Source organism: Cognatishimia activa (assembly GCF_026016445.1).
GTDB lineage: Bacteria > Pseudomonadota > Alphaproteobacteria > Rhodobacterales > Rhodobacteraceae > Cognatishimia > Cognatishimia activa_B.
Genome location: NZ_CP096147.1, coordinates 2,518,957 through 2,531,054, shown reverse-complemented (window position 1 = coordinate 2,531,054; position 12,098 = coordinate 2,518,957). Strand labels below are relative to the sequence as shown.

The following is a 12,098-nucleotide window of genomic DNA, read 5'->3' as shown; positions in this document are numbered from 1 at the left end:
CCTTGTAGGCACTGGGTTTTTCCTGCCTCTTTTCATTATCAATTGCTTCGGCGATAAGACCCTATCATGAGCAAATCGAAGAAAAATAGATCACCATCGATTCTTGAGCGTCTCGAGTTCGCCGTCATCCGAGCGATTCTTGGAGCCGTGCATTTGATGCCCTATCGTCGCCGTATCGCAGCAATGGGTTGGGTTATGCAGCGCGTGATCGCGCCGGTTGCTGGATACACACGGCGGGTGCGCGAAAATCTAGCGCTGGTCGTGCCAGAAGTGCCAGAGAATGAACGGAACGCTTTGGTGGGGCAGATATCCAACAACATTGGTCGCATGTTGGGTGAGCTGTTTTCGCCAGATGACCTCGTAAAGCTCGCCCATGATGTCCCTCTGGCTGGGCCGGGATTGCCGGCCATTGAGGAAGCCATGGAAAACGGACGGCCCGTTATATTCGTTTCAGGCCATTTCGGGAATTACGATGTGATGCGGGCCGCTTTGATCAAACGCGGTTTTAATGTGGGCGCGCTTTATCGTCGGATGAACAATCCGCTGTTTCATGACTATTACCTCAACAACATCTCGACCATTGGTACTCCGCTTTTTGAGCGCGGCCGTTCAGGTTTTGGTCAGATGCTGCGTCATCTCAAAAAGGGCGGCGCATTGGCTGCATTGATCGATGTACGCGCTGGTGAGGGCGTGCCTTTGACCTTCTTTGGCAAACCAGCTTGGACGGCGCTGGGCATGGCGGAACTGGCTTTGCGCTATGATGCGCTCTTCGTGCCCGTATTTGCGATCCGCCAGGCTGATGGGATCAGTTACAAAGCCCATGTTGATGTGCCCATTCCGCATGGTGATCCAGCTGAGATGGTCCAAGCCTATAATGACAAGTTGGAGAGCCAGGTGCGCCAAAATATGGCGCAATGGTTCTGGTTTCACCGTCGCTGGAAAGTCCTGAAGCATATGGATCAGCCACAAGATATGACCTTGGAGTGATTGATCTGCTGCGCACTGCGCTCGACAGGGCAGCAATTGAAGGGTATGGCCACTAAATCGGCTCATGCAAAGGGGACAGGCGTTGGGCAGCGGCTCTAAAATACTAAACGCCTACCTAGGGCTTACGCGCGTATTGGACCCGGTTTATCGCGGCGTGGTGTCACGCCGCAAAGCGACGGGCAAGGAAGATCCCCTTCGATATCACGAGCGGTTTGGCCACAGCTCGATCGTGAGGCCTAAGGGCACGCTGATTTGGATGCATGCAGCAAGCGTTGGTGAAACGCAGTCACTGTTGGGTCTGATCCCTGCCTTGCTAGAAGCGCGTGATGAGCTTTCAATACTGGTGACAAGTGGGACACGCACTTCGGCTGAATTGATGGCGAGAGACTTGCCGAATGGGGCGATGCATCAATTTGCGCCAATAGATACGCCAAGCGCAGTTAGAAGATTTTTGACGCATTGGCGACCTGACATGGCTGTCTGGGTTGAAAGCGAAATCTGGCCACGCATGTTGGTAGAAACAAAGGCGCAGGGCATCCCGATGGTCCTTCTGAATGCCCGTGTATCTCAGAAGTCATTGGAAAGGTGGGGGTTTGCCCGTCGCGCCGCTGGATCGATATTCTCCTTGTTTGATGCCATCACGGTGCAGGATCAGGCTACGGATGCGCTTTTGGCCTCTCTGGGTGTGAAATCGGAAAAGCGGTTTCTGACAGGGTCATTGAAGTCGGAATTAGCGCCTGCCTTGCCTGCAGAAGGAGATATCGAAGCAGAGCTTAAATATCTGCAATCTCGACAAGTGTGGGTCGCAGCCTCCACCCATAAAGGCGAGGATACGATCATCCTTTCGGCGCACAAGTCTTTACCTGAAGGTAGTTTGTTGATCCTTGTGCCCCGACATCCAGAACGTGGTGCTGAGATTATTGAACAGTCTCGTGCACTCGGTTTGGAAACAGGCTCGCGAGCCAGCGGCGATCAGTTGCAAGACAACTGGCAGGTCTACGTCGCAGACAGTATCGGAGAAATGGGTCTTTGGTACCGTGGCGCCAAGGTGAGCTTTGTTGGCGGGTCACTGGTCGAAGGTGTGGGGGGGCATAATCCGTTTGAGCCAATTTTGTTGGGGTCAAACGTGGTGACGGGTCCTTATACCAGCAACTTCAAAGACACCTATCAGATGTTGCATGAGGCGAAGGCGGTACATCAGGTGGCCGACGCCGATGATTTACGCGATGCCGTACTGAGGCTCTGGCAATCAGATGCTGCTGACGTACAGTTGGCTCATGCAAGGGCCTGCCTTTCGGCACAGCATTCGATCACACATGAAACCAGAGATCGTGTTCTTGCGCATCTGGGGCCATCTAAAAGTCACTAAATTTCAGCAACGGATTCTCGCAAGATCAATTGCGGTTCTAACCGCTCTGGCGCGGGTTCGTTTCCATGTTCCAGCCACTCTCCGATGGCTCGTCCTGCAGCTGTCCCCATGCGCTTCACTGGCAGATGGATGGTCGAAAGCGCAGGGAAAGTGTGTGCCGCGAAGGGAAGGTCGTCCATCCCAAGAACAGAGATGTCTTCCGGCACACGCAAATGACTGCGCTGAAATTGTTGCAGTAAACCAATGGCCAATACGTCTGACATGCATGCGACGGCAGTTGGCCTGTCTTTTTGTGCCAAGATGTTACGCGCGATCACTTGGGCGCCTTCAAAAGAAATATCTGCTTCGTGGTAGTCGATGGTCATTCCAGAAACCGATTGAACACCGTTGATGCGTGCCTGCGTTCGGTCATTTGTTTCAACAGGTCCATGCGCCACCGCGATGTGCCGATGGCCAGCGCTTTTTAAATACTGAACGCCAAGCTGAGCGGCATCGTGGTTGTCATATCCGATGGTCGGAAGCGGCGCGCTGTCGTCATAGAAGGATGTCGCGAGAGTGGGAAACCGCGTTTGGTTTGTCAGCTGGAAAAGCTTTGGGTCATGTGCGGCGCCTGACAGTATCAAAGCTTCTGCGCCCAGGTTAATCAAAGACTGCGCTTTTTGAACTTCTAGCTGTGGGTTCTCGCCGATTGTTGAGACGATCAAGGCCAACCCGTAATCGTTAAGCTTGTTTTCCAGTGCAGACAAAAAGCTCGCAAAAATCGCGTTGTCGAGAGTTGGAACCAATGCACCGACAAATCGAGTGCGACCGCTATTGATGGCGCGTGCGGCGGCGCTGGGCATGAAGCGCAATTCGGAGATTGTGCTCTGAACTTTTGCCCGCGTTTCCGGCGCGACAGAGTCCGGTGAATTTAAGACACGTGAAACCGTTGCAACGGAAACACCTGCCGCCTTTGCAACGTCTCTTAAGTTCGCTCGTTTTTGATTACCAATTTTGCGCATTAGCCCAGCAGTAGCGTTTTTTTTGAGTGAGAGAAATAGAAAAACTTGACACGTGTAACTAGTTACATGAGGCTGTGTAACCAGTTACATAAGCGCGAATCTGGATATGCTTGGCCAAACCGTTCTCCACGACTTCAGTAATATGGGGTTTCTTCAATCCCGTCGGCACTTCTCGGGGTTTGAGAAAAACTCTGGTGTTCGACACCACGCAATCGCAAGCCGCGAGGCGATTGAAATCGAAATGGAGGCCGGTGATCTTCTAACGATTCAAGGTGTTGAGGCAGATGTGCCTTTGGAAATTGCTGCTTTTGCACCGGATGGAATTGCGGCCTTGGGCAAGGTGAACCTGGTTGCAACCAACCAATTGGATCTTTCAAAGTTCGACAGCCGTGCACTTAAAGGGTGGATCTCTGCAAACGGCGGCGATGTTTCCGCAGACATCTCAAGTGCGCGATATGAGGGGCAGGATGAAGACCTGATTCTGAAAGCGCGGGCGTCTGTGACCCTATGGCTTTGCCGCCCGGTGGAGGCGTTTTCGCTGGTTTCGGCGAAAGGAAACGGAACAGTTTCAGTAACGCATAAACTGGCGTCCTTTACCTCTAGCCACCTGCCGCCTTTGCTTGGCGATACGAGAGATGAGTTCACCGTTCAGACCGGCACCGGCATTGCCTATGAGGTGCGCAAGGGCGACTACGTGCAAATCATCGATGTTGAGGGCCAGCAGTGTTCCGACTTCATGGCTTTCTGCATGGCGGGTCTGGATCGACAGACCGAAATCATGATCGACTCTACGGCGACTAGAACAATGGTTGGTCGAGCCTATCCCGGCCCGGGTATGTTGGATAAATTCTACGACCAAGACATGCGCCCGCTGTTGAACATGGTTCAGGATACCTGCGGTCGCCATGACGCTTTTGGTCTGGCCTGCACGGCGCGTGGCTATGAAGAACGTGGATTTCCGGGGCATGTGAACTGTTCAGACAACATGTCTTATGCGCTTGATCCATACGGGATCAAAAAGCGCTCTGCGTGGCCTGCGATCAACTTTTTCTGGAACACTTGGATCGATCACAACAGCAACCACCTGATGACAGCGGAATCTCATTCGCGTCCAGGGGACTATGTGGTGATGCGGGCGATGGAAGATCTGGTTTGCGTCTCAACAGCCTGCCCAGATGACATCGATCCCATCAACGGTTGGAACCCAACCGATGTGCATGTGCGTATTTACCGGCCAGACACGCCCATCAGGCGCGCGGTGGCCTATCGCGAAAAGGAAGACGCCCCAATGTCAATCAGTCAAGAATCCGCTTTCCACGAGCGGCTGGCCCCTTTGACAGAACATTTTGCCCCCGCACGGGATCTTTGGACTCCTGTCAGCTTTCCGGGCACAGGAACACTCGGTGAATACTGGGCCTGCCGCAATGCAGTGACCATCCAGGATATGAGTGGTCTGCGAAAATATGACATCATCGGTCCAGACGCCGAGACGCTTTTGCAGCACGCTCTAACGCGAAACATCGCCAAACTGGCGGTATGGCGTGGCACTTACACCCTCATGTGTGATGAAAGTGGACAAGTCATTGATGACGGAACGCTCTTCAGATTGGGTGATCATCTGTTCCGCTGGTTCTGTGGTTCGGAAGAAAGCGGCCGGACGTTGAATGCGCTCGCTGAAGAAATGAACCTTCAGGTGCGTATCCATGAAATGCGCAACAGCTTACCTAATCTTGCGATCCAAGGACCCAAGTCTCGTGATCTCTTGAAGAAGATCTGCTTCTTCCAGCCAACGGTTCCCAACCTCGACCATCTGAAATGGTTTGGTGTTTCAGTCGCGCGGCTGAATGACCGGAACGGCGCGCCATTCATGTTGTCCCGCTCCGGCTACACTGGCGAACTTGGGTATGAGGTCTTCTGTGCGAAGTCCGACGCCGTTGAGGTCTGGGACGCGATTATAGAAGCGGGTGAAGAGTTTGGCATTAAGCCCATGGGGTCTGATGCGCTTGAAATCATCCGTATTGAGGCAGGCCTTGCTGCGGCGGCAGCGGAGTTCCCTCCGGGCGTTGACGCATTTGAAGCCGGTTTGGGATTTGCGGTTGATCTGAAGAAAGAAACCTTCCGAGGCAAAGAAGCTCTGGAACGCAACGCGAAAGATCCGCGTCGTGTTTTAAAAGGATTGCTCTTTGATTGTGATGACGTGCCGACGCATGGATCACCTGTTTACGCAGGAGAGCGTCAGATCGGCGAGATCACATCCGCGACCCGCTCGCCTTCATTGGAACGTGCAATCGCGATGGCCCGCATTGCCGTCGAATACGCAGAGAATGACAAGATTTTGGAAGTTGGTTTGCTGGACGGACGTATGAAACGCCTGAACGCTACCGTGACCGATATTCCATTCATAGACCCGCAACGAAAGCGGGCACGAGCATAAGCTCATACAAACACCAACGGGAGAAAAAGGTATGAAAAAACTAGTATTTACAGCAACTCTGGCAATGGCAATCGGTACAACCGGTGCCATGGCTCAGGATAAAGTCATGGTGGGCGAGCCAAGCTGGCCAGGTGCGAAAATCATGAGCCGCATTATTGGCCAGATCATTGAGACACGCCTTGGTGGCGAAGCGGGTTATGCACCTGGCGCGAACGCGGTTATCTTCGCGTCCATGGATGGCGGTCGTGGTGACATCGACGTGCACCCAGATGTTTGGCTGCCAAACCAGTCTTCCTTCACAAACGAATATGTAGACGAAAAGGGCACCGTGTCCCTGTCTGCTGGTTCTTATGAAGGGCGCGCGGGTATCTGTGTTCCAAACTACATGGTTGAAGAGCACAACATTAAATCCATCTACGATCTTGCGACTCCGACAGCACAAGATCTCTTTGACTCCGATGGTGATGGCAAAGGCGAAGTTTGGGTCGGTGCGTCAGGTTGGGCGTCTACAAACACATTTAAAGTTCGTGTGCGTGACTACGGTATTGAAACCTTCCTTGAGCCAACCACCGAAGACGAAACAGTGTTCTACTCTCGTTTGAAGGATCTGGTTGACCAAAAGAAAGGTGCAGCATTTTATTGCTATGCCCCACATTACGTACACGCGCTGTATCCTGTGACCATCCTAGAAGAGCCAGAAAACGATCCGAATACCTACAAAATGGTTCAGCCTGACCAAGACGCAGACTGGTACAACAAGTCCCGCGTGGACACAGGTGAGCCTGTGAAAACCGTGACTGTTGCATATTCCAACTCTCTGAATGAGCGGAACCCGGCAGCAGCGTCCTTCCTGGCAAACATCGACATGAGCGCGCAGTCCCTGTCTGAGCTGACCTACAAAGTTGTGGTTCAGGGTGGTGACATCAATGAGGTTGTTTCCGAGTGGATCGAAAACAACGGTGACATCGTCGATGGCTGGCTTGGCCTGAGCTAAGGGCTCTCGTTTTCATCAATAATACCTCGGCGGCAATTGCCGCCGAGGAACAACGTTTCTCCGCGGGGATGGGATGGATAAAGAAATTGCAATTGACGCCAAAGGCGTCTGGAAAGTGTTTGGCGACCGCTCAAAAGAAGCGTTGAAGGCCATCCACGCCGAAGGTCTGGGTAAGGCCGAAGTGCTCGAACGCTTTAACTGCGTGGTCGGTGTGGCCGACGCGAGCTTTGAAATTGAAAAAGGCGAATTGTTCTGCGTAATGGGTCTGTCGGGCTCGGGCAAGTCGACGCTTGTTCGTCACGTGAACCGCCTTTTGGAACCGACCGATGGTCACATCTATCTTGGCGGCGAAGACGTGATGGGGTTGAACCCAGAAGGTCTGCGTGACTTGCGCAACCGTCGGGTTGCGATGGTCTTCCAGAACTTCGGACTGATGCCGCACCGTACCGTGCGCGACAACGTGGCGATGCCGCTGGAAATCCGCGGTACAGGCAAAGCACGCCGTTGGGAAGAAGCGGATCGAGTGCTTGAACTGGTGGAGCTGACCGGCTGGGAAGACAAATACGCCCATGAACTATCCGGTGGTATGCAGCAGCGTGTGGGTCTGGCCCGTGCGATTGCCTCTGATCCAGAAATCCTGCTGATGGACGAGCCATTTTCTGCGCTTGACCCGCTGATCCGTAAACAGCTGCAGGACCAGTTCATGGAGCTGTCCAACCGCTTGAAAAAGACAACCATGTTCATCACGCACGACTTGGATGAGGCGATCCGTATTGGTCACCGTATCGCTATCATGAAGGATGGTCGTATCGTGCAGATTGGTACACCTGAAGAGATCATTCTGAACCCAGCAGATGAATATGTGTCGGACTTTGTGGCGGGTATTTCCAAGCTCAACATGATCTTCGCGCATTCAGTGATGCAGCCGGTGGATGAATTCCAGGCCAAACACGGGGATCTTCCAGGAGATGCTCAGAAGGCGCGACCGGATATGGACCTGAGTGATCTCATGAACCTTTGCGTGGAAGGTCACGGAATTGTTGCCGTGACTGATGCCGACCACAAAACGGTTGGTGTGATAAACCGTGCGGGTCTGATCCGCGCAATTCAAGATAGCCAGGCGTAAGGGGATCGATCATGAGCAATCAAGATATCAAGCCTGAAACCGCTGAGCGTCTGAATGGGCTGATCGGCCAATTCGTTGGCAGCAGCGAAGCATATTACAAAGAAACCTTTGGCTTCATGATGCAGGCCCCCGGCTATCGCTTCACACTGAACTGGGTTGCAGGTCTTCTTGGACCAGTTTGGTTTGGCGCGCGTGGCCTTTGGAACTGGATGCTGGGTTTCCTGCTTTTGGAAACCATGGCCTATATCCAGATCGGTTTGGGCCTCTTTGGCGATCTTGGTCGTGACTTCCGAGAACGAGCGGACCAAATCGCACAAACATTGGAGCTGCGCCGCCAACAGATCGAGGCGGCTGAGAAATCGGGAGCCTCTTCGCTGGAGTCGCTGAAGCGCGCTGCCGAAAGTCTAGAAGGTGCTTTAGCCAATGCGCAACAAGCAGCGATTTCTGCGGACAATACCGGCACCTATTTTTTGATCGTGGGTATCGTGCTTCTTGCTGGGTTTAAATTCCTGCAGGCCGCGACCGCCAACTGGACCTTGGAAATGCAATTCGCCAAGTGGCGCTCTGATCGCAGTGTGAACAGCGGTTGGTCGCAAATGCGGATGATCATCTCTGCGGTTCTGACGTTTGGCGTTGTGGTTCTGACCAGCATCAAATTCGCGCAGCCAGATGCATTCGCTATTCTGTCGACTTTCCCAACGGATCGAAACTGGCGCTTGAATGTTGGTGACGGTGTGCAAGCGGGCTTTGACTGGACCAAGCTGCACGGTCGTGGCTTCTTTGACAGCCTGACCTTCGGCATGCGGACGCTGCTTGACTGGATCGAAGTGGTGCTTGTGGATACGCCTTGGCCGGTTGTTGCCTTTGTGATCGTCATGCTGGCTTACCTATCTGCCGGTGCACGTGTTGCGATCTTCACAGGTGCAGCGCTGGCATACTTAGGTCTGTTGGACTTCTGGGAAAAAGCGATGACCACCATCGCGCTCCTGGGGGCCGCGGCGCTGATCTCGATCACGCTGGGTATTCCGCTGGGCATCTATTGTGCCCGTCGCCCAAAGGTCTATGCGATCATCCGACCAATCTTGGACTTCATGCAGTCCATGCCGTCCTTTGTTTATCTGATCCCGGTTGTGGCCTTCATCGGTTCCGGTAAGCCGGCAGGTGTGGTTGCGACCATGATCTTCGGTTCACCTCCTGTGATCCGCTTTACGGTCCTTGGTTTGCAGCAGGTCCCGGAGACCGTGCGTGAAGCCGCTTTGGCCTTCGGTGCGACCCCTCGCTACCTGCTGTGGCGTGTGGATCTGCCTCTGGCCCGCAACACGATCATGGCCGGAGTGAACCAAACGATCCTCCTTTCCCTTGCGATGGTTGTTGTGGCCTCGCTGATTGGTGCGAAAGGTCTGGGCGAAGATGTTCTGGAAGCGCTGCAATATGCGGCAGCAGGACAAGGGATTCTGGCCGGTTTGGCCATTCTATTCTGCGCATTGATCCTTGACCGGATAGTCGCAGGCAAAAAATAATCTCCCAAAGATTAACGAACTAGGGCGCCTGTTGGCGCCCTTTTTTTGCTTAGATGGCAGATGATGAAAAACCTTGAAGTTAGTTCAGACCTCAAGCTCTGCCAGAATATTCGCAAAGGATGCGCCATGCATGTCACGGTCTTGGCGCGTCCCCTGAATTGCGGGACGTGGAATGCTGATTTTCACCACATTGAGGTCAGAGATTTCAAACCGTTTCAGCGTGGCAGGATCGGCCTGAAGCACATCCGCTAGTCGCGTTACATCCAGGGTATTTACGACCTTCTGATAGGCCTCTGCGGTGTCGCAGAAAACATCGATGGTCAGCCAAAAAGGTCCCGCATTCTTGGAGCGGATCTTTTTCGCAATGTCAGAAAGCTTGGTCATGCGGCGATCTCGATTGTGCTGAGGTGGAAGCCATCCATTGGCTGATCCAATTCCATGATGTGGTTGAGGCAGAATTCACAGACTTCGCCTCGCGCCATCTCGGTTGGAGAGAATGGGAAGGCAAAGGTCGGCATATCTTCATCTTCGGGCAGTGGGTGATGCAAAAGATATGGGTTTAGGATTTTTGCAACTTCGCGCGCCATGGCTTCGGTTGGTGCTGTGACAATACCCATGACCCCAACTTCGGAGCCCATGCGCGCGCCTTGATCCAATGGGCCAAGGGTCGCGTCTGCGCCAATTAGGCGGAGTTCTAGTTCAAATTCACCGCCAACGCGCGTCTGAGCTTTTTCAGTGCACTTCTCCTGAATGTCATCCACCCATTCCCGCACGCGTTCCACGTATTTCGGTTCTCGAACCAGCGCGATTGAAACCGTTTGAAATCCAGCGCTTTTCGCACCCTCTAGTTTGACCGTGTAAGTGTCGCTCTCAATCCAACGACTGCCAGTCACCCGGACGCGCTGATCATCCAACGCCTCATAATGGGCCTCGGTGACGTCAAGGTGACCACCGGGCTCGTAAAGTTGGAACGGATTGGAGTTTTCGTAAAGCATGTGAGCCGACACTGTGTATGGCGTGGCCCGTGCCTTTTCACCCATTGGTGTGATGGTGAAGCCTTCGGCGTCGAATTCAATCATGATGGTGCCGGAGTTCGGATCAGTGGTTGCAAGCGCCCCGCATTCTCCGATTTTGGCACCATGCCACGCACCGCCAGCGTTACAACCGTTGGCCAATGGTAGCGCGGCAATAATGGCGGTGTCTGTCGTTCGGCCCGCAATGACAATGTCGGCACCTGTTTCAAGCGCGGCTTGGATATGCTCTGCCCCAGCCAAGGCTACGATGTTGCTGCAAGAGGAGAGTAGCTCAGGGTCGATATCAAACGCCGGTTCCAGCGGGTGAACACGCCCACTTTCTAGAGCGTTGATAACATCAACACTGTTTTGACCGGATTTCAGAACGGCGATTTTTAGTGCCTCACCATTCTCGGCCGCGATTTCCTTGGTGATATCGATCAGCCAATCCACAGCATCATCCGCGCCGCAAGTGCCAGCTGTGCCAATCACAAGCGGAACGCCTGCTTCGGCGCGAGCCGCCATCAACTCGCGCCATTCCGCTTTTGTGGAATTGCGAGAGTACTTGGAGGTGCCGGTTCCAAGGTAATGCGGGCCACTGTCTGTAGAGCCGCCATCAATGGCAATGAGATCAGGTTTCTCTGCCACGCCGCGCGCCAATGCTTCTCGATGGTAACCGAGTCCCAAAGCGCCAGAAGGGATCAAAATTTTTGTCATGTCATTCTCATATGCTTAACCGCGAACAGTGTTTGTTCGCCTATTATGCGAGTGATCTTTTCGGCCATTTGGAGGTGCGTTTTGCAGATTTCATCCGCCGGGCCGTTGCTGCACACCTAGACAATTGGGCATCTAAAATGCAACAAGAACCCAACTAAGTTTCATCTGGGAGAACAGGTGGTGGCAACTCGTACAGAATCCGTTGAGCGCGCGATGTCGATACTTTTGGCGTTCACAACCGAGACGCCTAAGTTGACTTTGACCGAGTTGGCGCATGAAACAGGGCTGCACAAAAGCACAGTGCTGCGTCTTACGAATTCGATGACGCTGTATGGATTTATCCGCCGCGATAATACCGGCAAGTTCAGCGTTGGGCCTAGCGTGTGGCAACTTGGTCTTCTGTTTCGAAAAGAATTCCTTAGCCGAGATGTCGTGAAGCCGAGCCTTCGCAAACTTGTGGAGTTTTCTGGGGAGACGGCGTCATTTTATGTTCGGGCAGGTGATCAAAGAGTGTGTCTTTATCGCGAAAACTCTCCGAGTGCTGTTCGATTTCATGCGGAGGAGGGAATTCGCCTAAACCTGACCTCCGGGGCATCGGGGTTGGTTTTGCGACATTTTTCAGGTGAAGAAACGGGCAGGGCAGGTGAGTTAAACGCCCGCGGGACAGCGCATTCAGTAGCAGAGACCATGCCTGACATTTCCTCGATCGCGACCCCTGTGTTTTCGAGTTCCGGAGACCTGTTGGGTGCCTTGGCCATTTCTGGTGTACGCAGCCGATTTGATCGCGAGGCGCGTGAGCGTGCGGTCCCTGTTCTTGAAGAGGTCGCTGGTTCACTGCCCGTCTGATTGCATGGCGAGATTTTACTCTTTGTGTGACGCAAATATTCCGACTGATGTTTCGCATTTGATCTAGTCTCAATCATCTTCAATTTCGCGA

The 12,098-nt window shown here is 53.4% G+C and carries 10 protein-coding genes; 7 read left to right on the top strand and 3 right to left on the bottom strand.

Annotated elements, in window-relative coordinates:
* Positions 1-66: 66 nt before the first annotated feature.
* Positions 67-987: a lysophospholipid acyltransferase family protein gene (locus M0D42_RS12580; protein ID WP_265018958.1), complete on the top strand. Its 921-nt coding sequence runs from the start codon at positions 67-69 to the stop codon at positions 985-987.
* A gap of 82 nt (positions 988-1,069) precedes the next feature.
* A complete protein-coding gene (locus M0D42_RS12575; protein WP_265018957.1) occupies positions 1,070-2,356 on the top strand; it encodes a 3-deoxy-D-manno-octulosonic acid transferase in 1,287 nt (428 codons plus the stop codon).
* Here the strand turns inward: M0D42_RS12575 and M0D42_RS12570 are convergent.
* Complete coding sequence (locus M0D42_RS12570; RefSeq protein ID WP_265018956.1) at positions 2,353-3,357, bottom strand: LacI family DNA-binding transcriptional regulator; 1,005 nt, start codon at positions 3,355-3,357, stop codon at positions 2,353-2,355. The genes M0D42_RS12575 and M0D42_RS12570 overlap by 4 nt on opposite strands.
* A 106-nt stretch (positions 3,358-3,463) precedes the next feature.
* On the opposite strand from M0D42_RS12570, the gene M0D42_RS12565 reads away from it, so the two are divergent.
* The 4 genes from M0D42_RS12565 to M0D42_RS12550 all read left to right on the top strand — a co-directional run bounded on the left by M0D42_RS12565 (position 3,464) and on the right by M0D42_RS12550 (position 9,431).
* On the top strand, positions 3,464-5,791 hold the full coding sequence (locus M0D42_RS12565) for a DUF1989 domain-containing protein (protein WP_265018955.1): 2,328 nt from the start codon (positions 3,464-3,466) through the stop codon (positions 5,789-5,791).
* A 31-nt stretch (positions 5,792-5,822) separates the two neighbouring features.
* Positions 5,823-6,785 carry a glycine betaine ABC transporter substrate-binding protein gene (locus M0D42_RS12560; protein ID WP_265018954.1) on the top strand — a complete coding sequence of 321 codons (963 nt, stop codon included), beginning with the start codon at positions 5,823-5,825 and terminating at the stop codon, positions 6,783-6,785.
* Between the two features lie 73 nt (positions 6,786-6,858).
* Positions 6,859-7,911: a quaternary amine ABC transporter ATP-binding protein gene (locus tag M0D42_RS12555; protein ID WP_265018953.1), complete on the top strand. Its 1,053-nt coding sequence runs from the start codon at positions 6,859-6,861 to the stop codon at positions 7,909-7,911.
* Between the two features lie 11 nt (positions 7,912-7,922).
* Positions 7,923-9,431, top strand: a complete 1,509-nt coding sequence (locus tag M0D42_RS12550) for an ABC transporter permease (protein WP_265018952.1) — start codon at positions 7,923-7,925, stop codon at positions 9,429-9,431.
* An 84-nt stretch (positions 9,432-9,515) separates the two neighbouring features.
* Here the strand turns inward: M0D42_RS12550 and M0D42_RS12545 are convergent, their stop codons facing one another.
* Together M0D42_RS12545 and M0D42_RS12540 are read right to left on the bottom strand one after the other, a co-directional pair.
* On the bottom strand, positions 9,516-9,815 hold the full coding sequence (locus M0D42_RS12545) for a DUF4387 domain-containing protein (protein WP_265018951.1): 300 nt from the start codon (positions 9,813-9,815) through the stop codon (positions 9,516-9,518).
* Positions 9,812-11,161: a DUF1446 domain-containing protein gene (locus tag M0D42_RS12540; protein ID WP_265018950.1), complete on the bottom strand. Its 1,350-nt coding sequence runs from the start codon at positions 11,159-11,161 to the stop codon at positions 9,812-9,814. The genes M0D42_RS12545 and M0D42_RS12540 overlap by 4 nt, the downstream gene beginning before the upstream one ends.
* A 180-nt stretch (positions 11,162-11,341) precedes the next feature.
* Here M0D42_RS12540 and M0D42_RS12535 point away from each other — a divergent pair, with 180 nt between their 5' ends.
* Entirely contained in the window at positions 11,342-12,007 is a 666-nt protein-coding gene (locus M0D42_RS12535; RefSeq protein WP_265018949.1) for an IclR family transcriptional regulator, read from the top strand.
* Positions 12,008-12,098: the final 91 nt, after the last annotated feature.